We start from the raw sequence: 23,040 nt of genomic DNA, 5'->3' as shown, positions 1-23,040 counted from the left end.
CTGAATTATCCCGCGCGGCCGCCCAGCGGGCGACGAACCGCCCGCTATCCGAAGAAGCTGCGCTTCCTCATGATGAACTGGTCGCGCCGCGGTCCGACGCCGATCAGATCGATCGACGCGCCGGCCACCTCCTCGAGCCGCTCAACGTAGACGCGGCAGTTCGCGGGCAGGTCGTCCCAGGTCCTGCACTGGCCGATGGGAGCCTGCCAGCCAGGCATGCTGACGTAGCGTGGTTCACAGTGCTTCAGATGCGAGATGTTGGCCATGGGGTGATCGTGCACCTTGCCCCGGAACTCGTAGTTGGTGCAGACGCCAACCTCCGGCAGCTCGTCGAGCACGTCCAGCTTGGTCAGCGCCATGGACTCGGCGCCGTTCACCCTGACGGCGTAGCGCGCCACCGGCCCATCGAACCAGCCGACCCGCCGGGCCCGGCCGGTGACAGTGCCAAACTCGGCGCCCTTCTCCCGGATCTGATCCCCTGTGCTGTCGGTCAGCTCGGTGGGCAAGGGCCCGTAGCCGACGCGCGTGGTGTAGGCCTTGCAGACGACCAGGCTCAGGTCGACTCTGGTCGGCGGGATACCGGAACCGGTCAGCGCCCCGCCAGCGGTGGTGTTGGAGGAGGTGACGTAGGGATAGGTGCCGAGATCCAGATCCAGCATGGTGGCCTGGGCGCCTTCGAGCAGGATGTTGGCCTTGCGCTCGAGGGCGTCCTGAACCAGCGGATAGACGTCTCTGATGTAGGGATTGAGACGCTCGGCGTAGTGCTTGTACTCGGCCAGCATCTCCTCCCAGTCGAAGGTCCTGTCGCGGTAGAGGTCGGTCAGGATGGGGTTCTTGACCTGACCCACCACGAAGTCCAGCTTCTTGCGCATGAAAGCTTCCTTCTGCAGGTCGCCGATCCGAAAGCCGATCCGCCGGATCTTGTCCGAGTAGGCGGGACCGATCCCCCGCCGGGTCGTGCCCAGGCGATCGTCACCGCGCACTCCCTCCTCCAGCTGGTCGAAGACCGGGTGGTAGCCCATCACCATATGGGCCCGCTCGCTGATCACCAGATTGTCGGGTTCGATCCCGCGCTCACGGAGCTGATCGATCTCGCGGATCAGCACCCGGGGATCGGCCACCACGCCGTGGCCGATGACGCAGGTCACGTGCGGATAGAGGATCCCGCTTGGCAGCAGCTGGAACTTGAACTCGCCGTCCTCCGTGACCACCGTGTGGCCGGCGTTGGCGCCACCCTGTGGTCGGACTATCATGTCCGCCCTCTCGGCCAAAAGATCGATCACCTTCCCCTTGCCCTCGTCGCCCCACTGGGCGCCGGCGATGATGATGACCATCAGCGGGCCGCTTCGGGGCGCACCTGGTCGATTTCAGCTCTCACGGTGGCCAATTAAAGCCGGGCCGCAGGGCAGGGTGCTCAGGGCCGGCCGGAGGCGGGATCCAGCTGGCGATGGCTGATGTTCTCGAACCGCGTCAGCTCCCGCCGGAAGAAGAGCTCCACCATGCCGGTCGGGCCGTTGCGATGCTTGGCGACTATCACCTCGGCGATGCCGGGCTTCTCCGACTTCTCGCGGTTGTAGTACTCGTCCCGATAGAGGAACATCACTATGTCACTGTCCTGTTCGATCGAACCCGATTCGCGAAGATCGCTCAGGATCGGTCGCTTGTCGGGGCGCGCCTCGGGGGCGCGGGAGAGCTGGGAGATGGCCAGCACAGGAACCTTCAGCTCGCGCGCGATCGACTTGAGCGAGCGGGAGATGGCGGAGACCTCCTGCACGCGGTTGGAGTCGTCGCCCCGCGTGCGCCCCGTCATCAGCTGCAGGTAGTCGACGATGATCATCTGCACCCCCTCGCGGCTCTTCGCCTGCCGCGACTTGAGACGCAGGGTCAGGTCGTCAAGGCTGGGCACGTCATCGATGAAGATGGGCGCGTCGCCCAGCGGGCCCATCGCCCCGGCCAGCCGCTCGTACTCGTTGTCACTCAGCAGCCCGCGGTGCATGCGCTGGGCGTCGATCTGCGCCTGCTCCGAGAGCATCCGCTCGACCAGCTGCTCCTTGGACATCTCTAGGCTGAATATGGCTATCGGCTGCTTTTGCTGAACCGCGGCATGCAGAGCGACATTGAGAACGAAAGACGTCTTGCCCATCGCCGGGCGACCGGCGATCACTATCAGGTCCGACTCCTTGAACCCATTGGTCAGCCGGTCCAGATCGTGAAAGCCGCTGGGCACGCCTATCACGCCACCGCCTGACGCCATCTGGGCGTCGATCCGATCCATGGCCGGCTTGAGCAAGGTGTAGATGTGCTCCAGGCCGCCGCCCACTCTGTCGTCGGAGATCGCATAGACATGCGATTGGGCTGTGTTGACAGCCTCCTCGGCGTCCAGCCCGTCCTCGTAGCCGAGCTGGGTCACCTGGCCGCCGACGGCTATGAGACGCCGCTTGTAGGCCTTGTCCTTGACTATGCGGGCGTAGTACTCGGCGTTCCCGGCGGTGGGCACCGACTCCTGCAGCAGAGCCAGCTGGGCCCGGCCGCCGACGCGCTCCAGCACTCCCATCTTGTCCAGCTCGGCGGCGACCGTGATGTTGTCGATCGGCTCCCCCTCGCGAAAGAGTGTCAGCGCGGCCCGGTAGATCTGGCCGTGGTTCTCGCGGTAGAAGTCCTCGGCTTGGAGGAAGTCCAGGATCCGCGTGATCGCAGCGGGGTCGAGCAAAACCGCCCCCAGTACCGAGCTCTCGGCCTCCAGGTCCTGGGGCGGAACTCGCCCTTCGGTCCAGCCGGGGCGGACGACTGCCATCGCCTTTCCTGGCCTAAGCAGCGATCAGGCGGTGGCGCCCTGCTGGCATCGCTCCCGGCCGGTCGACCCCGCACTCAACCTGGTGCGCCGCACTAGCGGTCCTGAGTGATGATCAGGTTGATGTGGGCTTCGACATCCCGGTACAGCCGCAGCGGCACGCGGTGCTCGCCCAGCTGCTTCAGCGGCTCCCTGAGCTCGATGCGGCGGCGATCGAGGTCCACCTGGTGCTGCTGGTTCAGCGCCTTGGCGATGTCCTCGCTGGTGATGGCTCCGAAGACCTTGTCTCCCTCGCCCACTCGCAGCCGGACTACGACAGTCCGATCGCCGATCTGCTCGGCCAGCTCCTGCGCTGCCTGGCGCGCCTTCGCCTCCCGCTTGGCAGCCGCCTCGCGCAGCCGTTTCGCCTCCACCTCGACGCCCTTACCTGCCAGCACGGCCAGCTTCTGGGGAATGAGATAGTTTCTGCCGTAGCCGTCGGCGACGTTCTTCAAGTCGCCGGCAACGCCGACGCTGGGCACGTCCTTCGTCAACATCACTTTCACGCCGATCTGTCCTCCAAGAGACGGTTTGGCAACTCGGCCGCCCGCTCACTCCACCTTCCGTATACGTCGGAGGCTGTCCTCTGGACCTGCTCCGTGACGCCGCTCAGATCTTGATCGAAGAGGCTTTCGCCTCGTTTCAGCGCCGCCTGGTGCTCCTGGACCAGGTGATCCGGGCAGGCATCAACGAAGACCTTGACAGCCAGGATGCCCAGCGCCAGCGAATCCAGCTCGCCCGCCACCGGGATCCAACCCGGGAGCTTGACCGGACTGGCGACGACTGCCAGGGCAGCGCCCAGCGCCAGCTTGGGGGCCGGCGGAATCCGGGGATCGCGCAGCAGGCAGTATGCCAGCTTGCCCTGCCTGGGCACCTCGAGGAGGAACGTGCGGACGCGGGCGAGAGGGAGGCGCATGGCTTCCAAAGGTACCTTGTTCTGGCCCGGCCGGAAAGCCTGTTTACAGTCCAAGTTGGGCTGCGCGACGTCCTGCCAACTCTTGCCCCACGGTGAGGATTTCGGGAGCAGCTGCAGGAGCGGCGGTAGCTCGAGGGGCTCGACCAGGGCCACAACGCAAGCAGCCGCCCCATCCCCTGAATGACTGTTCAGTTCTGGAGCAGGCCGCTTTTGCCCTCCTCGAACTCGACGAATGGATGGCCACGCAAGGCGAAGATGCTGGCAAACCTGGCCAGAGCCGCAGGGTCACCCTGGAGGGAGACGCGGCCGCTCGCGCGAGCCTCATCCGGCGACAGCACCTGGAAGAGGACCGCGGTGAGTGTCTCTGCGTCCATCGTCATGACGACGTCGGGCCGAGTCGCACGGCCCTCGCTGGTGAAACACCGGCCATCCTGGACGCGGACCTCGAAGACCCGATTCCCAATCCGGAACTCGTAGGTCTCGGAGAGCTCGCCGGCCACCTCCGCTCGGAAGGAGGCCCGCATCGCGACAAAGTACGCGCTAGGCACGAGCTCGTCTGCCAACCGCGGCGAGCCGAGAAAGCGCGCTCCCCAGCGCCCAATCGCCATGCAGACGGGTTCGAGGCCCTGACCTGCCTCGGTCAGCTGGTACACGGGCGAGCCTGCGGGCGGCGGCAGGATTCCTCGCTCGACAACCCCCAGCGCCTCGAGCTCGCGCAGTCTTGCGGCGAGGAGGTTCGTCCCGATCCCATGCAGTGATGCGAGGAGATCCTTGTATCGCTTGGGCCCGAGCAGCAATTCCCGAACCAGGAGCATGGTCCACCGCTCCCCGATCACGTCCATCCCATAGGCGAGGGCGCAGTACTGGCCGTAACTCCGGCGAGGCTTCGAGGCTGTGAATTCTGACACCCCCATATTGTAGCTCACGCTTGATTTTAGTGAGTAGGTACTATAGAATCACATAGTTGCCGCTAGACCGAGCTCAAGAGGAGTTTGGAGACATGGCTGCTGATCATCGAGCACCACAGGCCCGACCAGCATGGACGATGGCGCTGACCTCGCTCGCGTTCTTCATGGTCGCCCTCGACTCCCTGGTGGTGGTGACCGCCCTACCGGCCATCCACCGAGATCTTGGCGGCAGCATGTCCGTCCTCGAATGGACGGTCAATGCCTTCACGCTGGTCTTCGCCGCCGGCATCATCACAGCCGCCGCACTGGGCGATCGGTATGGACGGGTGCGCGTCTTTTCGATTGGCCTGGCTGTGTTCACGGCGGCCTCGGCTGCATGTGCCCTCGCGCCGAATGCAGGGATCCTGATCGCGGCTCGAATGCTGCAGGGCTTGGGAGCCGCCCTGGTGATGCCGGTCAGTCTCACCATCCTCACCGCCGCCTTCGCACCAGAGCGTCGAGGCGCGGCGATCGGGATCTGGGGCGGGCTCGGTGGACTCGCGGTGGCCAGCGGACCGTTGGTGGGTGGGGCGATCACCCAGGGCCTCGACTGGCACTGGATCTTCTGGGTCAATGTGCCCATCGGGGTGGCTGCGATCGTCCTCTCGCGGCTTCGCCTGACCGAGAGCCGCGGCCCCAGGACGCGATTCGACCTCCCCGCCGTAGGCCTCGCTGGAGGCGGCGCCGCTGCCCTCGTCTGGGGCCTCACCAGGGCCGGCGAGGTCGGCTCGGCAACCGGCGAGGTGATCCTCGCCCTCGGCGTGGGCGCCGCGCTGGGGGCGGCCTTCGTCCTCTGGGAGCGTCGGGCCGCGGATCCCATGCTCCCGTTGCGCCTCTTCCGGAGCCGCTCATTCACTGTCGCCAACTGCACCGGTTTCCTGATGTCGGGCGCGATCTTCTCGGCCGCCTTCCTGATGGCGCAATACTTTCAACTCTCGTTGGGGTACTCCCCGCTGGACACCGGCATCCGTCTCCTTCCCTGGACTGCCACTCCCCTGCTGGTGGCGCCGCTCGCCGGGATCCTTGCTGACCGGGTCGGCGCGCGCCCGGTCCTGGCCACCGGCATGCTGTTGCAGGGCGTTGGTCTGGGTTGGATCGCCATTCTGGCGACGGCCACAGTCGGGTATTCCGAGCTCGTGCTTCCTCTGATCGTGGCCGGTGTGGGCATCTCGATGGCGCTGCCGGTGGTCGCGGCCGCGGTGATGGGAGCCGCCGCTCCGTCGGACATGGGCAAGGCATCGGGTGTGAACAGCACCGTCCAACGCCTGGGCAGCAGTTTTGCGATCGCCGTGGCTGCGGCCGTGTTCAGGGCCAACGGCCATTTGGGCAGTGCGGCCAGTTACGCAATCGGCTTCCGGCCCGCCCTGGCTGTGATTGCCGGATTCTCACTGCTCGGCGTCTTCACCGCGCTCGGAATCGGCAAGAGCACCGCAGCGGCGACGGCGACGCAGTTGGAGGCAGCGGCGGTATGACGACCGAGAACAGCGGAGGAACCGAGAGTATTCAATCAGCAAGCTCTGAGGAGGATCGACCGATGACGACGACCAACGGAAGGGCGCTCGAGATCGCCCTCGCCTACCACCGGGCCTGGACCGGCCAGGACTTCGAGCGCGCAATGACCTACATCGCGGACGACATCGTCTGCCAGGCCCCTGCCGGAACTCTGAGGGGCATGGAGGCCTTCCGCCAGTTCATGGGTCCATTCACGCAGATCCTGACCGCGGCCAAGCTGATCGCGGCGTTTGGGGACGACGACACGGCGGTGGTGATGTACGACGCGGACACCGTCCCGGTGAGCGATGCCCCGGGCGCCGAGTGCGTCACCGTAGTGGAAGGCAAGATCACGCACATGCGGATCATCTTCGACCGGCTACCGTTCGAAGCGGCACGGAAGAGCGCAGGAGCGCCATGACATGCCCGGCTCGCGCCGGCGTGACGCGAAGCTGGGACCGCGTTAGGGTGGCGGCAGCCGCACCAGCGCCGATCGCCTGGCGCCCAGGCGCTCAGCAGCTGGCCCGCAGTTCTCGGAAGGCGCCCACCAGCGCCTCCCGCTGGTAATGGGCGTTGAGACCGCTCGGGTTCGGCAGGAGCCAGACCCGCGCGGGCCCGATCCGATCCGGCTGCTCACCGATTGCCGCCCGCGGCCGCCCGAAGCCCAGCCGGTAGGCGCCGATGCCCAGCAGCGCCAGCCAGACCGGCCGGACGCGCTCGAGCTTTTCCCGCAGCCGCTCGGCGCCCGCGGTGAACTCCTGTGGCGCGAGCTCATCTGCCCGCGCGGTGGTTCGAGCCACCAGGTTGGTGCAGCCAAGGCCGAACGCGAGCAGCTCCCCGTCCTCGAAGGGAGAGAGCTGCCGGTCGGTGAAGCCCGACAGGTGCAGCGTCGGCCAGAAGCGGTTGCCAGGGCGCGCGAAGTGGTGACCAACCGCGCCGGAGTAGAGGCCCGGGTTGATGCCGCAGAAAACCACCCGCAGGCCCGGGGCCAGGACATCCGCTAGGTGCCTGCCGCGCGCTGCCGCCAGCTCAGCGCGATTCGGACGCCACACTCCCTCCGGCATGAGAGTCGAACTTAGCAGGGGCTTCACGCAAGCAATGACAGGCGGCTGCGCAGGTGGGAGAATGCAGGTGGACTAGATGACCAGCCTGCCCTCCTACGTTCATGGCACGAGCTCGCTGCCGCTGCTCGGCGAGACGATCGGTGAGAACCTCCGCCGCACCTCGGAGCGCTGCGGTGAGCGGGACGCCCTCATCTCGCGGCATCAGGGAGTGCGCCTCACCTACTCGCAGATCTGGGCGGAGACCAGTCGGGCGGCGCGGGGCCTGCTGGCCGGCGGCATCGCGAAGGGGGATCGGGTGGGAATCTGGTCGCCCAACCGCTATGAGTGGACGGTGATCCAGTACGCCACAGCTCGAATCGGCGCCGTGCTGGTCAACATCAACCCCGCCTACAAGACGTCCGAGCTGGAGTACGTGCTGAATCAGTCGGCAGTACGGCTGCTCATCCTCGCCCGCGCCTTCCGGGCCTCCGACTATGCAGGGATGCTGGCCCAGGTGCGCGGCCGCTGCCCCGAGCTGAAGGAGGCGCTCATCCTGGAGGACGGTTGGGACCGCCTGCTGAGTGATGGTGACGCGGTGCCTGAAGCCGAGCTGGCCGAGCGGGAAGGGCAGCTGCAGTTCGACGATCCGATCAACATCCAGTACACGTCAGGCACCACCGGCTTCCCCAAGGGCGCTACTCTCTCCCACCACAACATCCTTAACAACGGCTTCTTCATCGGCGAAGCCTGCCGCTACTCAGAGCAGGACCGCGTCTGCATCCCGGTTCCCTTCTATCACTGCTTCGGCATGGTGTTGGGCAACCTGGCCTGCACCACACATGGTGCCGCCATGATCATTCCCAGCGAGACGTTCGAGCCGGTGGCGGCCATGGCGGCGGTGCAGGCGGAACGCTGCACAGCGCTCTACGGCGTGCCCACCATGTTCATCGCCGAGCTGGAGCATCCGGACTTCGGGAGCTACGACTTCTCGAGCCTGCGGACCGGCATCATGGCGGGCTCACCCTGCCCGGTGGAAGTGATGAAGAAGGTGACCTCCCGGCTGAACATGCCCGAGGTGACGATCTGCTATGGGATGACTGAAACCTCGCCGGTCTCCACCCAGAGCCTGACCGACGACCCGCTGGACAAGCGCGTCTCCACGGTGGGTCGGGTGCATCCGCACGTGGAGGTGAAGATCATCGACGCCGCCGACGGCCGGATAGTTCCCCGCGGGGCTCCCGGCGAGCTCTGCACCCGCGGCTACTCGGTCATGCTCGGCTACTGGAACAACGAAGTCGCCACGCGCGAGGCCATCGACGCCGCGCGCTGGATGCACACTGGCGACCTCGCCACCATGGACCAAGATGGCTACGTCAACATAGTGGGCAGGATCAAGGATGTGATCATCCGCGGGGGCGAGAACATCTATCCGCGCGAGGTGGAGGAGTTCCTCTACGCCCATCCCGACATCAGCGATGTGCAGGTGATCGGCGTGCCGTCCGAGCGCTACGGCGAGGAGGTGATGGCCTGGATCAAGCCGCGAGAGGGCGTCCAGTTGAGTGAGGAGGGGCTGACTGACTACTGCCGGGGCAAGATAGCCACTTTCAAGATCCCGCGCTACTGGAAGTTGGTGGAGGGCTTCCCCATGACAGTGACTGGCAAGATCCAGAAGTTCAAAATGCGCGAGACGGCGATTGACGAGCTGGGGCTGGCCGAAGCAGCCGCCGCCACCACTGCCTGACGAAGAAGGCCGCGATTCGAGCAGCCGGCGGCCGCCCTGCGGCCCCCGCCAAAGGAGAAGGAAAGCATGTCGACTCAAGGTTCGGGCACCCAGGCCGATCCCTGGCAGCTGAAGACGCCGCCCCTGAGCGGCGATTACGTGATGTACAAGGACGAAGCGTCCGACCCCCCGACCATCGTCTGCCAGGTGGGCAAGACCGAGCTCCGCTACCAGCTGCGGGCGATCCAAGACCTCCATACGATGCTGAAGGCGCGCGGCGACTGGGTCGAGCTGGGCAGCGCCGATGAGCAGAAGCCTGCCAAGGAGGGCACTGTCGAGGCCTGGGCGCGATCAGCCGACAACCCGGTGGGCGGCTGGTACGGCCTCAAGAAGGGCCTGCGCGGCCGCTTCGGGATGTACATGCCGCCGCTCCTTGAAGCCCTGGGGCTGGCCGAGGTCGAACACAACCCACGGAACAACCGGATGCGAGCCAAGGCCTGACGGCTTGCAATCCGGCCGCCAAGCGCGGATTGCGAATGTAGGCAGGTGGGCGGCATCACCCCGCCGTCAGCGCTTCTCTGCGGTTGCTGAACTGGAGGCTTGATTCCCCAGAAGCGGTTTAGCGAACGAGGGCGGGAGAGGCGACCACCATCTGTTCGGGCAGGAGCCCTTTCTCGCGCAGCTTGCCCATGTCGTGAAACGCCTCGACGTGGCGTAGGGTGCCGGAGGCGGAGCGGATCACCATCGAGTGCGAGTACGCGTAGTACTCCTCATAGGTCACGCCGCGCAAGAGCTCACCAGTGGTGATCCCAGTGGCGGCGAAGAATATGTTGTGACCGCTGCAGAGATCGTCGATGCCAAGGATGCGACCGGGCGCGTGGCCCTCCCCTTCAGCGGTCCGGCGCTCGTCGTCGTCGCGCAGGAGCAGCTTTCCCTGCATGTCACCGCCCAGTGCTTTGACCGCGCAGGCGGCGATCACACCTTCGGTTGCCCCGCCCGAGCCCATGAGAGCGTGCATTCCCGTCTTCGTCTCGAGAGCTGCCATGATGGCGCCCGCCACGTCGCCGTCTGAGATGAGCCTGATCCGTGCGCCCACCTCCCGCACCTGCCGGATGATTGGCTCATTCCGCTCCCTGTCCAAGATGACAACCACCAGGTCGCGGGGATGGAGACCCTCGGCCTTGGCGATCCGGCGCATGTTCCACTCGACAGGCATCTCGATGTCGATCACGCCGCGCGCCCGCCGGCCCACTATCAGCTTCTCCATGTAGTGGACGTGAGTGGTGAACATGCTGTCGCGCTCCGCAAGAGCAACCACCGCCATCGCGCCCGGCTGGCCGTTAGCCGCCAGGCGGGTGCCGTCGATGGGGTCCACTGCCACATCCACCTCGGGCTCCAGCCCGTTGCCCACCTCTTCGCCGAAGTAGAGCATGGGCGCCTCGTCCTTCTCGCCCTCGCCGATGACCACTGTGCCTCGCATGTCGACCGAGGCCAGCGCCGAGCGCATGGCGTCGACCGCCCGCTGGTCGGCCTCCTCCTTGAGGCCCCTGCCCTGCAGGGGTGCGGCCGCCAGGGCGGCGTTCTCGGTCACCCGAAGCAGCTCCAAGGCCAGGTTGCGGTCCATCTGCTGCGTTCCCATCTGCTAAGCGCCCATCTGCGGCACAGACTAACAGGCGGCTGCCCGCGCAGCGCCTGGTGGCCTAGCCCGGCTCCGAGTTGGAGGCGGGCGGACCGAAGCGGCGGCGGCGGATCGGCAGCTCGCCCGGCTCGACGAGGAGGCGCCGCTTGTTGATGAGGCGGCGCTCGCCATCCGCGGTCAGGCAGACGCAGGTTCGCTCGAGCACAGCTGTAACAGTGACCGGCGCCTCCTCGAAGATGGCCTGGAAGCCCTCCAAGACGATTTCGTTCTCGGCGAGGTCGAGAGCGCTGAGCGGGATGAGCATTGAGGCCTAGGCTCCTCAAGGCGGAGCATACGAGCCGATCTGCGCCCGCGGGCGCCTGCGCGTGAGGAGACCTCCAGCCTTTCGGCCGCCGCTGCCAGTTGGGGCTCAGAGTTCTGGATGCGCCGCCAGGTAGGCGCTGATCGCCTCCCGCTCAGGTGGCAAGGCTCCGTCCAGCACGAGCTCGGTCAGGGCAGCTTTGAGCCGGCCCACCTCCGGCCCGGGCCCTATGCCTCGAATGCGCATGATGTCGCCGCCCTCGACCGGCGGCCGCAGCACCTTCGCCTCGTTCTGCAGCACCGCCTGCAGACGTCTCTCGAGGTCGTCCAGCTTCCAAGCGTCGGGATAGGCGGAGGCCGCGATGTCCGCGCGGGCCAGCTGCAGCAGCGGCTCGAGCAGTTCGCCGGCGTCGCGCGCCAAGCGTCGGACCGCGGCGGCGCCCCAGTTTTCGGGCTCGTAGAAGACCGGCCGCAGGTGCAGCCTGACCAGCCGGCTCACGCTGTCGGTTTCGGAGCGAGAGAACCTGAGCCGCGCCATCACCTCCTCGGCCATCGCGGCTCCAACCACATCGTGGCCGTGGAAAGCGCCGTCGGGCGTGGCGGTGGGTGGCTTGCCAATGTCGTGGAGCAGAGCCGCCAGACGGACGGTGAGATCCGGCGGCGCCTTGTCTACTGCCAGCAGGGTGTGGCCGAATACGTCATGAGTGTGCCAGTTACCCTGCTCGACACCGTGGCAGGCGCTGAGCTCGGGCAGCAGCAGCTCCAGCAGGCCGCCCTCGTCAAGTATCTCCAGCCCTCGTCTCGGTCGCTCCGAAAGCAGCAGCTTGACCAGCTCCTCGTGAATTCGCTCCACCGAGAGCACCGGCGGCCGGGCTCTTTCGCGCAGCCGGCGCATCGCCGGCAGCAGAGCGGGGTCGAGGTCGAAGCCGAGTTGGGCAGCAAGGCGGGCCGCCCGCAGCATGCGGAGAGGATCGTCACTGAAAGCCCGCTCGGGCTCGGCCGGCGTTCGCAGCAGCCGGCGTTCCAGGTCCACCCGGCCGCCCAGCGGATCCAGGAGGCGCCCCTCGAAGTCGAGCAGCATGGCGTTCACAGTGAAGTCGCGCCGCCGCAGGTCCTGCTCGATGCTGACCGGCCTCACCTCCGGCTTGCGCGAGTCAGCGGCGTAGCTCTCGGCCCGGGCCGAGGCGAATTCGATCAGCCGGTCGTGCCAGGTGACCTGCGCAGTCCCGAAGCGGGGAAAAAGAACTGGCGGCCGGGCGCCGGTGAGCTGGGCAAAGCGGACGGCGAGATCCATCGCCCGCCCGTCCTCCACGACCACGTCCAGGTCGGGCTGCGGGCGCCCCAGCAGCAGGTCCCGCACGTAGCCCCCGACCGCCCAAGCGCGCACACCTAATTCGCCCGCCGCCTGGCGCAGCGGCGCGAAGGCAGGATGGCGAAGCGCTAGCTCTGCGGGCGAGCCCATTCCACAGCTCCCAGGAGATTGGCGCATCCGCCCAGATCGATTCCGGCAACCACCTTTCGACCAACTTAGCGGCTGGCGCCGCGGGGCCATCGTTTCCGGGTCACCCCCGCCGGGTAAACAAACAGTGCGCTCGGAATGGAGCGCCCAGCAAAGGAGATACCTGATAGACATGGCTCAAGACAACCGACTTCCCGTCATGCCGCTGACGCAGGCTGTGGTCCTGCCCCGCATGAGCGCCACCATCCCCCTGGAGTCAGAGGACGCCCAGGCGGCCGTGCGCGCGGCACTGGCCGACCAGGGCCTGATCCTGCTCCTGCCCAAGATCGACGGCCGCTATGCCACGGTCGGGCTCATCGCCAAAGTGGAGGAGAAAGGCAACCTGCCTGACGGCACCGAGGTGGTGGCTGTGCAGGGCCGCCACCGGGCAGTCCTCGGCAATGTGAGCCACGAGATCGGCGGCACGCTGGTCGCCGACGTCTCCCCGAGTCCGGACCCGGTCACCTGGTCGGACCGCGCCCGCGATCTGGCCCACGAGTACCGCGCGATAGTGGAGAACATCCTCGAGCTGCGCGGCGCATCGCAGATCGCTCAGGTGCTGCGCGGCATTGAGAACCCCGGGCATCTGGCCGACATGTCGGGCTACTCGCCCGACCACTCACTGGAGCGGAAGGTCGAGGTTCTGGAAACGCTCGACGTCGAGGAGCGCCTGGCGAAGCTGATCGGCTGGAACAAGGAGATCCTGGGCGAGCTGACTCTGAAGCAGCAGCTCCGCGACGACGTCTCCGAGCGTATGGAGAAGGGCCAGCGCGAGTACATCTTGAGGGCCCAGCTCGAGGCGATCAAGAAGCAGCTCGGCGAAGGCGCCACGGACGTTGTTGGCGACTACCGCACGCGGGCCGAGGAAAAGCACATGCCGGAGGCGGCCCGCAAGGAGTTCGACCGCGAGCTGGACCGCCTCGAGCGGATGAGCGAGCAGAGCCCCGAGTATGGCTGGATCCGCAACTTCCTGGACTGGATGCTGGACATCCCCTGGAGCACGCGGACCGAGGACAACTTCGACCTGAAGAAGGCGCGAGAGATTCTCGACAAGGAGCACTCTGGGCTGGACGACGTGAAGGACCGGATCATCGAGTTCCTCGCCGTCCGCAAGCGGCGCCAGGAGAAGGGTCTGGCCCCCGAGGGGGGCCGGGGCTCCGGCGCCATCATCACGCTGGTCGGCCCTCCGGGCGTGGGCAAGACGTCGCTGGGCGAATCGGTCGCGCATGCGCTGGGCCGCAAGTTCACCCGCATCTCGCTCGGCGGCATCCACGACGAGGCGGAGATCCGCGGTCACCGGCGCACCTACGTCGGCGCCCTGCCCGGCAGGATCGTCCGCGCCCTGAAGGAGGCGGGGACCAAGAACCCCGTCATCATGCTGGACGAGATCGACAAGGTCGGCGCCGACTGGCGCGGCGATCCCTCCTCAGCGCTGCTCGAGGTGCTCGACCCGGCCCAGAACCACACGTTCCGCGACCACTACCTGGAGGTCGACCTGGACCTCTCGGACGTGCTGTTCATCCCCACCGCCAACGTCGCCGACACCATCCCCAGCCCCCTGCTCGACCGCATGGAGCTGATCCGGCTGGACGGCTACACCGAGGAGGAGAAGCTCGACATCGCGCGTCAGCACCTTCTCCCCCGGCAGATCGAGCGCAACGGTCTGGACGCCAGCGAGGTCAGCGTCACCGACAAGGCGCTGCAGCGGATCATCTCCGACTACACCCGAGAGGCAGGCGTGCGGAGCCTGGAGCGGGAGCTTGGCAAGCTCTTCCGGAAAGTCGCCACCAAGCTCGACGCGGGCTCCCTGACCCCGCCTGCAACCGTCGACGAGGCGGTAGTCCGCGAAGCTCTGGGCAAGCCGCACTTCCAGTTCGAGGAGATCCTGGAGCGAACTGCCGTGCCTGGAGTGGCGACGGGCCTCGCAGTCACCGGCGCCGGTGGCGACGTGCTCTTCATCGAAGCGACTTCGATGACCGGCGAATCCAAGCCGGGCCTCACGCTGACGGGTCAGCTGGGTGACGTGATGAAGGAGTCGGCCCAGATCGCGCTCTCCTATGTCCGGTCACACAGCCGCGAGCTGGGCCTACCGGAGCGCTTCAGCGACCGCCAGGTGCACATCCACGTGCCGGCCGGCGCGGTGCCGAAGGACGGCCCTTCGGCCGGCGTCACCATGACCACTGCGCTGGTCTCGTTGCTCAGCGATCGCCCTGTCAGGTCCACAGTGGGCATGACCGGGGAGGTCACGCTGCAGGGCCGCGTGCTGCCGATCGGCGGTGTCAAGCAGAAGGTTCTCGCCGCCAAGCGGGCGGGACTGAAAGAGGTGATCCTGCCCAAGCGGAACGAGCCTGACCTGGACGACCTGCCTGCCGAGCTGAGGGAGGAGATAGCGATCCACCTCGCCAGCGACGTGCGGGAAGTCCTCGACTGGGCGCTGGAGCCGGCCTCAGAGGCGCCCAAGGTGGCGCTGGCCTAAGACCAGCGTTCGCTCCGCCGCCACTGCCGCTGTCTGAGCGGTGGCGGCGGGGTGTCGTTACCTGAACAGGCCGCTGTAGGCGTTGAGCGCCGGCTGGCCGCCCAAATGGGCATAGAGCACGGTGGATTGCTTGTCGATCCGACCGGAAGAGACGAGCTCGACCAGGCCTGCCATCGACTTGCCTTCGTAGACAGGGTCGATGATCATGCCCTCGAGCGTTCCGGTGAGCCGGATGGCGTCGAGCGTCGACTGAACGGGAATGCCGTAGTAGTCTCCGGCCCAGCCTTCCAGAACCATTACCTCATCGTCGCGCAGCTCTCGCCCCAAGCCGATGAGGTCAGTAGTGCTCCTGGCGATCTTTGTGACCTGGGCCCGGGTCTCTTCGATCTTGGCGGAAGCGTCGATTCCGATCACCCGCCGCGGCCGGTCCTGGCCGGCAAAGCCCGCGATCATGCCGGCCTGGGTGGAGCCGGTGACGCTGCAGACGATGACCGTGTCGAAGAAGACCCCCAACGCTTGCTCCTGCTCTTGCACTTCGTAGGCCCAATTCGCGAAGCCCAGACCTCCAAGCCGGTGGTCGGACGCTCCCGCAGGGATCGCGTAGGGAGTGCCGCCCGCGGTCCGAACGTCCTCCAACGCCTGCTCCCAGCTGGTCTTGAAGCCGATTCCAAAGCCCTCATCGACGAGGCGAACCTCAGCACCCATGATTCGGGAGAGAAGGATGTTTCCGACTCGTTCATTGACCGGGTCTGGCCAGTTGACCCAGCTCTCCTGCACGAGCAGGGCCCTGAGGCCCAGCTTGGCCGCGACAGCGGCTACCTGCCGGGTGTGATTCGACTGCACTCCGCCGATCGAGACGAGCGTGTCAGCGCCTTGGCCGAGCGCTTCGGGCACCAAGTATTCGAGCTTGCGAGTCTTATTGCCACCGTAGGCCAGGCCGGAGTTGCAGTCTTCTCGTTTGGCCCAGATTTGGGGGCCTGCCAGGTGCGCGGAAAGCCGCTCCAACGGATGGATCGGGCTCGGACCGAACAGCAGCGGATAACGCGGGAAGTCGCCCAGGGCCATTGGAGCTGCCCTAACCGAAGACGCGGCTCAGCTCGTAGAGCTCGCGCGTTACTCGTCGCTGTTCCTTGACCAGATCGCTCAAGGGGCTCACTGCCACCTCGCCGTCCCGGCGAACAGGTGCCACCCCGCTCTGCCCTTCGTTGAGGAGATCGACAGCCGCCACTCCCAGCCGAGTGGCCCAGAGCCTGTCCAGGGCCGAGGGAGTGCCACCCCGCTGCAGGTGGCCCAGGACAGTTACTCGCGTCTCGAACCCGGTTGCGGCCTCAATGCCCTGCGAGAGCGAATCGCCGATGCCGCGCTTGGCCAGCTGAACGTGGCCGAAAGCGTCGGCTCGCCCGTCTTGAGCCACCTCCAGACCGGGGATGTCGACAGCCTCGCAGACCACGATGATGCTGAAGTCCTTGCCCTCGCCCCGCCTCTGGCGCAGGTGAGCGACGATCTCGTCCAGGCCGACCGGAAACTCGGGGATGACCACCAGGTCAGCGCCCCCGGCGATACCGCCGGTGACACCCACCCAGCCGGTGTCGCGGCCCATCACCTCCACCACCATCACGCGATGGTGCGAGGAGGCGGTCGTGTGCAGGCGATCGAGAGCTTCGGTGACGATGCCCACAGCCGTGTCAAAGCCTATGCAGAACTCGGTGCCTGAGAGATCGTTGTCGATCGTCTTCGGCACTCCCACCACCTTGCAGCCGGCGTCAAAAAGACCGCGCGCGACGGAGAGCGTGTCGTCACCACCGATGGCGACCAGGCCGTCGATGCCGAAGCGCTGCAGCGAGGCGGTCACCCGCTCGATGCCCTCGGGTTCCTTCAGAGGATTTGTCCGGGAGCTGCCCAGGATCGTGCCGCCGAGCGGCAGAATGCCACGCACGTCGGTGGGCGTCAGGTCAGCCATGTCGCCCCGCAGCGCGCCTGCCCAGCCGTTCTTGATGCCGCTCACCTGATGGCCAAGCTGAAAGGCGCGACGGGCGACCCCGCGGATTGCGGCGTTGAGCCCGGGCGCGTCGCCGCCACCTGTCAGAACTCCAATTCTCATCGAGCCAAGCCTACCGGCGGCCGCCTTCCGCTCGGCCGCAGTGGAGGCTCAGCGCAGGACCCGCGCGTCGCCGACTCTCCGGGTGATTCGGCGGCTGTCCAGGTGTTCCAGCAGGGCCAGCACTGGTCTGCGGCTGGCCCCCAGCCGGTCTCGCACGGCTGCCACGCTGACCTGGTCCTGCTCTCGCAGCATCTCCCTCACCAGCGTGGTTGCGGCCTCGACCGCCTGGCGGCTGAACACCACATCGGTTGAGAGACGCACGACCTCACCCCGCGCGATCAGCGCTCGCGCCACCTCAGCCGAAGCGCCTGACTGCTGCAGTGCTTCCGGCAGGCTGGGAGGCGTGAAGGGCCGCCGGTTCAGCAGCTCCAGCAGCCGCGTGGCGGCGCTCTCCGTCTCGGCTGCCGCCTGAGGCGAGTGGCCCGGCGCGGCCACCTCGCCATTCGATTCCAGCAGCAGGTTCAGCCGCGCGAGTTCGCTCAGCACTGGGCCCAGGGCAGCCGGCGGCAGGGCCAGCCGGCTTCTGAATTCCTCCCTCGGCATCCCGGCGCGCAGCGGGTGCTCTCGGTGGTAGCTCGCGAGCGCCTCGTCGGCGCGCTCCGCCAGCGCCGCCCAAGCGCCTGCGCTGAAGAGCCAGTCGCCGGCGCGCCTCGCGGGGAGAGCCGCGACCTCGGCGGCACCGCCCAAACCACTGGCGACGAGATCGTGGATCCGAATGCCGCGCGGGTACTTCGCCAGCTCCTCAGCCAGGGCCTGGCCGCCGGCTCGTCGCTCCAGCGACGCACTCACCTCGGGCGCCAGGCGAGCATGACGGCGGGGCGTGACGTCGAGCACCTCGCCGCCCGCCAGAGTCCGAGCCGGGCTGGGGATGCGCAGCACATAGCGGTCGCCCGCCAGAGCCGCCACCGGCCGGTCAAGGTAGAGCTGCAGCCAGCCCTCCCCACCGGGCAACACCTGGTCCTGCCCGAGGACTATCGCGCGCGCACTGACCTCAGCCGTGCCCAGATAGAGCTGCAAGCGATCGCCGTGGCGGAGCGGTCGCGGCGCCCCCTTCAGCACGCGCACTGACGCATCCAGCCGGCGCGCAGGTCGCAGGATGCCAGGGCTGGCCAGCACCTGACCTCGGCCCAGCGCCTCACGCGGCAGCCCTCCCACGTTGACAGCCACACGGCTGCCCGGCTGGGCGACGTCCACCGCTGCGTTGTGCTGCTGGAGCCCCCGAATCCGGCCCCTCAGCTGGGTCGGCTGCAGCTCCACCTCCTGCCCCACGTGGAGCAGGCCGCCGCTGAGCGTTCCTGTCACCACCGAGCCGAAGCCGCCGATAGTGAACGCGCGGTCGATGGGCAGGCGGGGCCGGCCCTGATCAGCTTTGGCAGGCGTTTCTGAGAGCACCCGGTCCAGCTGCCGGGTGAGCTCGGCCAGACCGATCCCCAACCGGGCTGCCACCGGCACGATGGGGGCTCCGGCGAGTGAGGTTGCCAGCAAAGCCTCGGCGACTTGGGCCTCGGCCATCTCTCGCCAGTCCTCCTGCACCAGGTCCAGCTTGGTCAGCGCCACCACCCCGCGGCCGACCTGCAGCAGATCCAGGATCTCCAGGTGCTCGCGGGTCTGTGGCATAACGCCTTCGTCGGCGGCGACGACGAGCAGCGCGGCGTCCACTCCATGCGCTCCGGCCAGCATGTTGGGGACCAGGCGGGCGTGGCCGGGCACGTCGATGATGGCCGCCAGGCGGCCGCTCGGCAGCGGCAGATGAGCAAAGCCCAGATCTATGGTCAGCCCCCGCCGCTTCTCCTCCGCCAGGCGGTCGGGGTCGATGCCCGTCAGGGCTTTGACCAGCGTCGACTTGCCGTGGTCGATGTGGCCGGCGGTGCCGACGATGTGGCTCACGCCGGCCGACCGGCCTTTCCCAGCGCCGCCAGGGAGGAGTCCAGCAGCGCAGGCTCCTCGCCCGGCAGGACGGTGCGGAGATCCAGGCAGCACCTGTCCATCTCGATCCGCGCGATGACCGGTGCGTCGGCTGTGCGGAGCGCCCGCTGCAGGCGGGCGGCCGGCCCCGGCAGCACCACCAGCCAGGTCGGCAAACCCCTGCCGGGCGTCGATCCGCCGCCGATGAAGGTCTCAGCTTCCCGCAGTTCGGTCTTTAGCCCATGTTTCGCAAGCTGCGCCTGAAACCTGCCGGCGCGTCGCCTCACCTCCGCCGGCGGCTGGGCCAGCATGAGCTGCAGCGGTGAGGGCTTGCCCAGCAGCCGCTCTTGAAGAGTGACCTCCAACGCAGCCAGCGTCATCTTGTCAACCCGCACAGCTCGGGCCAGCGCGTGCCGGCTGAGAACGCTGATGGGCTCGCTCCGGCCCACCGCGATGCCGGCCTGGGGCCCACCCAGCAGCTTGTCGGCGGAGAAGGTCAGCACGTCACTGTGCCGGGTCGCCTCGGCGACCGTCGGCTCGTCAAAGATGGGCGTCAGCGCTCCGCTGCCAAGGTCGTTGAGCAGCAGCAGTCCTCTGCTGTTCGCCAGGGCGCGCAGCTCGGTCAGTGGCGCGGACTCGGTGAAGCCTGTCTGTCTGAAGTTGGAAGGATGCACCACCAGGAGCGCGGCTGTGCGATCGCCGACGGCCGCCTCGTAATCGGCACTGCGCGTGCGGTTGGTGGTCCCCACCTCGACCATCCGGCAGCCGCTGAGCCGCATCACCTCAGGCATCCGGAAGCCGCCGCCGATCTCCACCTGCTGGCCGCGGGAGACTATCACCTCGCGGCCGCGGCAGAGTGCAGCCAGAGCCAGCAGGATGGCTGCCGCGTTGTTGTTGACCACCAGCGCAGCCTCCGCCCCGGTCAGCCGCTGCAGCAGCCCCTCGACCACTTGAGCCCGCCGGCCACGACGGCCGGTGGCAAGGTCGAGCTCCAGGTTGGAGTAGCCGGTTGCGATGTCGGCGGCCGCAGCGGCCGCTGCCGGCGAGATGGGAGCTCGACCCAAATTGGTGTGGAGCATGACGCCGCTGGCGTTGATCACCCGCCGCAGCCGGGGTCGGAGCCAGTCCTCTAGGCGGTCGCCGACCGCCAGCAGTCGCTGCTCGTCAGGAGCCGGTTCTGTGGCTCGCTCGGCGGCGATCTGCTCGCGGATGGCTTGGGCGACCAGCGCTCTCGGGTAGCGCTCCAGCAGCCGGCGGTAGCCGGCCTGGTTGACTAGCGTCCCGACGGCAGGCAGGGAAATAGCGAGGTGTACCCGGAGCACTGGCCGACGATCAGATCGGAGGAGGGCTGGAAGAACAGCCCCACCGCTGCGCCCAGCACACTGAAGCCCAGCAGCAGGGGCCCGAAGAAAACCAGGGCGAAGCAGGCGACCCAGATGGTCTGCTGATGCGCCGCGGCATTGAAGAAGAAGCGTGGGTTGCTGCCGCGGAAGATCCCTTCCAGCACGCGCCAGCCGTCAAGGCCCGGAATCGGCAGCAGCTGGAAGGCAAAGGTGGACAGGTTGAGGAAATAGAGGGCGTAGACGAGTGTGCCCACGTAATCGAGGGGCGCCGCGATTCGAGTCGTGAAGGCAGGCACGAGGGCGCCGTTCTGGACCAGCGCTCTGAGCAGGACGCCGAAGACGACGGCCAGCAGCAGGTTTGCCAGCGGGCCGCCCAGCGCGTAGGCCACTTTGCGAGCGACCCCCTGCAGCCGATACTCGTTGACAGGGATGGGGCTGCCAAAGCCCACGTTGATCAGGATGGCCGCCAGGACGCCATAGACGTTGACGAAGAGCATCGGCCGGGGCCGCAAAAAGCCGCGGTTGCGGGGAGAAGGATCCCCGCAGAGCTGGGCAGCAATGCCGTGACCCAGCTCGTGCGCTGGGATGGCCACAAAGATCGCCGGAATGAGAAAGATCGTTCCGATCAGGAACACGACGGGATCCCCGAACATCAGCTCTTCAGGGGAGCCTGGGGCAGCTCAATCGACAGGAATGCGCCGGCTGCGGGGGCTGGGCTCTCCAGCCCCGCTGGCACTGCCCCGAGCCGGCCGGCTCACGCGGCGCGTGGTCTGACCGCGGACCGCCGTGCGCCGGCCCCCCACCTGGTGCTCATAGACGAGGAAGAGCGCCAGGAGCAGTTCCCGCTGGGCGGCGACGAGGTGGGCCTGGGCCTCGGGTGGCACCACGTCGCCGAGCGCGTGCTGGACCCTTCCGCCCAAATCGAGTGCGAGCTTCAGCAGCTGGTCTCTGTCCCGTGAGGTCACTTGCCGAACCTTATCTTCAGCTCGCCATCTTCGATCTTGGCGCCCAGCGTCTGGCGGCTGGCCAGCACCCGCGGCAGGCTGATGTCACGCCGGTAGTTGCCAAGGGTGACGAACAGCTCGCCGTCCTGGCGGGAGAGCTCGATGGCCTCCTTGTCGGCAAAGGGGACCTTCAACGCCAGGATGTACTCCGAGCCCACCTTCTCCATCCGCTGCGAGCTGCCTTCATAGAACCTCTGGCTGGGGTCGGCGCTGCCGTAGATCGTCTGGCCCATCTTCCTCAGCATGCGCTCGCCCACCACTTCCTCGTCGAACAGAGGCACCTGGAAGATGGGGAGCGGCTGGAAGGACTGCTCCACCTCCTGCTGGTAGCGCTTCTGGATGTCGCTCCAGCTGCGCAGAAGGGGGTCGGAGATCTTGGCCGGAAGCCGGCGGTTAACGATGACGGCGTCGGTCACATACCCGAACAGGCTCAGGTAGGTGAAAGCTCGCTTGGCCTCCTTGATGACCATCTTCTCGAGATTCAGAACCAGTCGGACCGAGGTGACAGAGGTGTCGATCAGCACCTTCTTCATGCCCTCGATATCAAGCACGAGGTCCTGCAGGGAGGCCATCACCTCGTCGCTCGGCAGCGGCACATCGACCATCCGCCGGAGCATGGGCCGCGCCACCTTCATCGCCCGCCGCTGCCAGGGAAATATCTTCTCCAGCCACCAGCGGGCGGCGTCGGGGAACATGAGCAGCTGCAGGGTCTCGCCGGTGGGCGCACAGTCCACCACCAGCAGGTCGTGCTCGTCCCGTTCCGCGTAGTGCTTGATCCACATCAGTGACGCGACCTCGTCCATGCCTGGCGGGTTGGCCACCTCCTCCGCCACGACGTCATCGAGACCCTGGGTGGCAAAGACCTTCGTCGCGTAATCGTGGAGCTTCTGCCAGTGCCGCTCCGTCTCGTGGAGAGCTGACACCTCGTGCGCCCAGAGGTTCTGTCGCACCTGTGTCGCACTCTGGCCCAACTCAAGGTCGAGGGAGTCTCCGAGTGAATGGGCGGGGTCGGTGCTGATGATCATTGTCCGGTGGCCAAGCTCGGCAGCTCTCACAGCCGTGGCCGCTGCTACCGAGGTCTTGCCAACGCCGCCCTTGCCTGTGAAAAGGAGAACCCGCACGCGGCCCCAGTCTAGTGTTGGGTCCCTGCCTTACCTAATGACCAGGGGGATGAGGCGCGAGCCGGCCACCAGCAGTAGCAGCATCAGGGCGACCGCCAGGCCGAGCTTGCGGAGGTCGGACAGGAAGTAGGGCACCCGACTGAGCGGGATGCCGGGATCGGCATCCTCGATGACCACCATCCCGGGCCGGCGGCGAGGATTGCGCTGGGCGCTGAGATTCAGCTGGACAGGGCGAGCCTGACCCGCGGCGGCTGGAGCGGCGACGCCCGGCGCGGCGCGAGGGGCGACGCCCGGGGCAGGGGGAGCGGCAGGCGCTGTCCCTGCTGGGCGGCGACCCTGCTGCTTGCGGCGGGTCTTGCGAGGAGCCACGGCCGGGGAGTTTACCGGGCCTCCTGCCCCCAAGCCGACTTGGAGGTGAGGTCGGCAGGCGATGGAGGGACGGTGGTGGGACGACCGGTGAGTCTGGGGAAGAACCGCCTGCTGACCCGAGGTGCCGGGGGCACATATCGGCGACGTCTGGTACGAGATGTTGTGCCCCAAGCCGCAGTGTAGCCCATCATGCTGAACAAGTCAATCGGATGTACTCGTCCGTCACCTCCGTTACACCGTCTCCGTTGAGTTGCGGGCGAGCCAGTCTTGGAGGAACTGCTCGGGGGTCAGGTAGCCGAGAGCCTGGTGAGGGCGGACCCGGTTGTAGGTGTCCTCC

General features: G+C 67.2%; 23 protein-coding genes. 5 read left to right on the top strand and 18 right to left on the bottom strand.

Annotation, left to right across the window (positions count from 1 at the left end):
* Positions 1–44: 44 nt before the first annotated feature.
* From ACR2MZ_RS00285 to ACR2MZ_RS00265, 5 genes are all read right to left on the bottom strand, one after another.
* On the bottom strand, positions 45–1,337 hold the full coding sequence (locus ACR2MZ_RS00285) for an adenylosuccinate synthase (RefSeq protein ID WP_434003200.1): 1,293 nt from the start codon (positions 1,335–1,337) through the stop codon (positions 45–47).
* Positions 1,338–1,414: 77 nt separating this feature from the next.
* Positions 1,415–2,794: a replicative DNA helicase gene (dnaB, locus tag ACR2MZ_RS00280; RefSeq protein ID WP_434003074.1), complete on the bottom strand. Its 1,380-nt coding sequence runs from the start codon at positions 2,792–2,794 to the stop codon at positions 1,415–1,417.
* A 92-nt stretch (positions 2,795–2,886) separates the two neighbouring features.
* Entirely contained in the window at positions 2,887–3,327 is a 441-nt protein-coding gene (gene rplI, locus ACR2MZ_RS00275; protein ID WP_434003073.1) for a 50S ribosomal protein L9, read from the bottom strand.
* Positions 3,328–3,332: 5 nt separating this feature from the next.
* Positions 3,333–3,899 carry a YkvA family protein gene (locus tag ACR2MZ_RS00270; protein WP_434003072.1) on the bottom strand — a complete coding sequence of 189 codons (567 nt, stop codon included), beginning with the start codon at positions 3,897–3,899 and terminating at the stop codon, positions 3,333–3,335.
* A gap of 35 nt (positions 3,900–3,934) precedes the next feature.
* Positions 3,935–4,654, bottom strand: coding sequence for a winged helix-turn-helix transcriptional regulator (locus ACR2MZ_RS00265; RefSeq protein ID WP_434003071.1), 720 nt, complete (start codon positions 4,652–4,654; stop codon positions 3,935–3,937).
* A 92-nt stretch (positions 4,655–4,746) separates the two neighbouring features.
* Between ACR2MZ_RS00265 and ACR2MZ_RS00260 the strand changes: the two genes are divergently transcribed.
* Positions 4,747–6,165, top strand: a complete 1,419-nt coding sequence (locus tag ACR2MZ_RS00260; RefSeq protein ID WP_434003070.1) for an MFS transporter — start codon at positions 4,747–4,749, stop codon at positions 6,163–6,165.
* Between the two features lie 62 nt (positions 6,166–6,227).
* Positions 6,228–6,605 carry a nuclear transport factor 2 family protein gene (locus ACR2MZ_RS00255; RefSeq protein ID WP_434003069.1) on the top strand — a complete coding sequence of 126 codons (378 nt, stop codon included), beginning with the start codon at positions 6,228–6,230 and terminating at the stop codon, positions 6,603–6,605.
* Between the two features lie 91 nt (positions 6,606–6,696).
* Here the strand turns inward: ACR2MZ_RS00255 and mug are convergent, their stop codons facing one another.
* Positions 6,697–7,248, bottom strand: coding sequence for a G/U mismatch-specific DNA glycosylase (mug, locus tag ACR2MZ_RS00250; RefSeq protein ID WP_434003068.1), 552 nt, complete (start codon positions 7,246–7,248; stop codon positions 6,697–6,699).
* 76 nt (positions 7,249–7,324) lie between these two features.
* Here mug and ACR2MZ_RS00245 point away from each other — a divergent pair, with 76 nt between their 5' ends.
* Positions 7,325–8,968, top strand: coding sequence for an AMP-binding protein (locus ACR2MZ_RS00245; protein ID WP_434003067.1), 1,644 nt, complete (start codon positions 7,325–7,327; stop codon positions 8,966–8,968).
* 66 nt (positions 8,969–9,034) lie between these two features.
* Positions 9,035–9,448, top strand: a complete 414-nt coding sequence (locus tag ACR2MZ_RS00240) for a DUF6855 family protein (RefSeq protein ID WP_434003066.1) — start codon at positions 9,035–9,037, stop codon at positions 9,446–9,448.
* A 118-nt stretch (positions 9,449–9,566) separates the two neighbouring features.
* Here the strand turns inward: ACR2MZ_RS00240 and glpX are convergent, their stop codons facing one another.
* The 3 genes from glpX to ACR2MZ_RS00225 all read right to left on the bottom strand — a co-directional run bounded on the left by glpX (position 9,567) and on the right by ACR2MZ_RS00225 (position 12,348).
* Entirely contained in the window at positions 9,567–10,586 is a 1,020-nt protein-coding gene (glpX, locus tag ACR2MZ_RS00235) for a class II fructose-bisphosphatase (RefSeq protein ID WP_434003065.1), read from the bottom strand.
* A 61-nt stretch (positions 10,587–10,647) separates the two neighbouring features.
* Positions 10,648–10,890 carry a hypothetical protein gene (locus ACR2MZ_RS00230; protein ID WP_434003064.1) on the bottom strand — a complete coding sequence of 81 codons (243 nt, stop codon included), beginning with the start codon at positions 10,888–10,890 and terminating at the stop codon, positions 10,648–10,650.
* 105 nt (positions 10,891–10,995) lie between these two features.
* Positions 10,996–12,348 (bottom strand): CCA tRNA nucleotidyltransferase, encoded by a 1,353-nt coding sequence (locus tag ACR2MZ_RS00225; RefSeq protein ID WP_434003063.1) that lies wholly within the window; start codon positions 12,346–12,348, stop codon positions 10,996–10,998.
* Positions 12,349–12,517: 169 nt separating this feature from the next.
* Here ACR2MZ_RS00225 and lon point away from each other — a divergent pair, with 169 nt between their 5' ends.
* Positions 12,518–14,860, top strand: coding sequence for an endopeptidase La (gene lon, locus ACR2MZ_RS00220; protein ID WP_434003062.1), 2,343 nt, complete (start codon positions 12,518–12,520; stop codon positions 14,858–14,860).
* Between the two features lie 57 nt (positions 14,861–14,917).
* Here lon and ACR2MZ_RS00215 read toward each other — a convergent pair whose 3' ends face one another.
* The 9 genes from ACR2MZ_RS00215 to ACR2MZ_RS00175 form a co-directional block, all read right to left on the bottom strand.
* Positions 14,918–15,925: a 1-aminocyclopropane-1-carboxylate deaminase gene (locus tag ACR2MZ_RS00215; protein WP_434003061.1), complete on the bottom strand. Its 1,008-nt coding sequence runs from the start codon at positions 15,923–15,925 to the stop codon at positions 14,918–14,920.
* Between the two features lie 10 nt (positions 15,926–15,935).
* The gene (locus tag ACR2MZ_RS00210) at positions 15,936–16,961 is read right to left on the bottom strand and encodes a 6-phosphofructokinase (RefSeq protein ID WP_434003060.1); all 1,026 of its coding nucleotides are present in this window, start codon (positions 16,959–16,961) and stop codon (positions 15,936–15,938) included.
* Between the two features lie 48 nt (positions 16,962–17,009).
* Positions 17,010–18,848: a selenocysteine-specific translation elongation factor gene (selB, locus tag ACR2MZ_RS00205; protein ID WP_434003059.1), complete on the bottom strand. Its 1,839-nt coding sequence runs from the start codon at positions 18,846–18,848 to the stop codon at positions 17,010–17,012.
* Positions 18,845–20,188, bottom strand: coding sequence for an L-seryl-tRNA(Sec) selenium transferase (selA, locus tag ACR2MZ_RS00200; protein ID WP_434003058.1), 1,344 nt, complete (start codon positions 20,186–20,188; stop codon positions 18,845–18,847). The genes selB and selA overlap by 4 nt, the downstream gene beginning before the upstream one ends.
* Positions 20,140–20,862 (bottom strand): site-2 protease family protein, encoded by a 723-nt coding sequence (locus tag ACR2MZ_RS00195; protein ID WP_434003057.1) that lies wholly within the window; start codon positions 20,860–20,862, stop codon positions 20,140–20,142. Before ACR2MZ_RS00195 ends, selA begins: the two co-directional genes overlap by 49 nt.
* A 27-nt stretch (positions 20,863–20,889) precedes the next feature.
* Positions 20,890–21,174: a hypothetical protein gene (locus ACR2MZ_RS00190; RefSeq protein WP_434003056.1), complete on the bottom strand. Its 285-nt coding sequence runs from the start codon at positions 21,172–21,174 to the stop codon at positions 20,890–20,892.
* Positions 21,171–22,334: an ArsA family ATPase gene (locus ACR2MZ_RS00185; RefSeq protein ID WP_434003055.1), complete on the bottom strand. Its 1,164-nt coding sequence runs from the start codon at positions 22,332–22,334 to the stop codon at positions 21,171–21,173. The genes ACR2MZ_RS00190 and ACR2MZ_RS00185 overlap by 4 nt, the downstream gene beginning before the upstream one ends.
* A gap of 30 nt (positions 22,335–22,364) precedes the next feature.
* Positions 22,365–22,703: a hypothetical protein gene (locus tag ACR2MZ_RS00180; RefSeq protein WP_434003054.1), complete on the bottom strand. Its 339-nt coding sequence runs from the start codon at positions 22,701–22,703 to the stop codon at positions 22,365–22,367.
* 231 nt (positions 22,704–22,934) lie between these two features.
* A partial coding sequence (locus tag ACR2MZ_RS00175) for an integrase core domain-containing protein (protein WP_434003199.1) occupies positions 22,935–23,040 on the bottom strand: 106 nt, incomplete at its 5' end.

The sequence above is a fragment of the Candidatus Dormiibacter sp. genome, from assembly GCF_050999135.1.
Classification (GTDB): Bacteria; Chloroflexota; Dormibacteria; order Dormibacterales; family Dormibacteraceae; genus Dormiibacter; species Dormiibacter spiritus.
The sequence above is the reverse complement of the archived record's forward strand: the minus strand, read 5'-3'. Positions and strand labels throughout refer to the sequence as shown.

What these genes read in the sequence shown, in the direction of transcription:
- dnaB (WP_434003074.1), bottom strand. Translation starts at nt 2,794, where the DNA reads ATGGCAGTCGTCCGCCCCGGCTGGACCGAAGGGCGAGTTCCGCCCCAG.
- rplI (WP_434003073.1), bottom strand. Translation starts at nt 3,327, where the DNA reads ATGTTGACGAAGGACGTGCCCAGCGTCGGCGTTGCCGGCGACTTGAAG.
- ACR2MZ_RS00260 (WP_434003070.1), top strand. Translation starts at nt 4,747, where the DNA reads ATGGCTGCTGATCATCGAGCACCACAGGCCCGACCAGCATGGACGATG.
- ACR2MZ_RS00255 (WP_434003069.1), top strand. Translation starts at nt 6,228, where the DNA reads ATGACGACGACCAACGGAAGGGCGCTCGAGATCGCCCTCGCCTACCAC.
- mug (WP_434003068.1), bottom strand. Translation starts at nt 7,248, where the DNA reads ATGCCGGAGGGAGTGTGGCGTCCGAATCGCGCTGAGCTGGCGGCAGCG.
- ACR2MZ_RS00245 (WP_434003067.1), top strand. Translation starts at nt 7,325, where the DNA reads ATGACCAGCCTGCCCTCCTACGTTCATGGCACGAGCTCGCTGCCGCTG.
- ACR2MZ_RS00240 (WP_434003066.1), top strand. Translation starts at nt 9,035, where the DNA reads ATGTCGACTCAAGGTTCGGGCACCCAGGCCGATCCCTGGCAGCTGAAG.
- glpX (WP_434003065.1), bottom strand. Translation starts at nt 10,586, where the DNA reads ATGGGAACGCAGCAGATGGACCGCAACCTGGCCTTGGAGCTGCTTCGG.
- ACR2MZ_RS00230 (WP_434003064.1), bottom strand. Translation starts at nt 10,890, where the DNA reads ATGCTCATCCCGCTCAGCGCTCTCGACCTCGCCGAGAACGAAATCGTC.
- ACR2MZ_RS00225 (WP_434003063.1), bottom strand. Translation starts at nt 12,348, where the DNA reads ATGGGCTCGCCCGCAGAGCTAGCGCTTCGCCATCCTGCCTTCGCGCCG.
- lon (WP_434003062.1), top strand. Translation starts at nt 12,518, where the DNA reads ATGGCTCAAGACAACCGACTTCCCGTCATGCCGCTGACGCAGGCTGTG.
- ACR2MZ_RS00215 (WP_434003061.1), bottom strand. Translation starts at nt 15,925, where the DNA reads ATGGCCCTGGGCGACTTCCCGCGTTATCCGCTGCTGTTCGGTCCGAGC.
- ACR2MZ_RS00210 (WP_434003060.1), bottom strand. Translation starts at nt 16,961, where the DNA reads ATGAGAATTGGAGTTCTGACAGGTGGCGGCGACGCGCCCGGGCTCAAC.
- ACR2MZ_RS00195 (WP_434003057.1), bottom strand. Translation starts at nt 20,862, where the DNA reads ATGTTCGGGGATCCCGTCGTGTTCCTGATCGGAACGATCTTTCTCATT.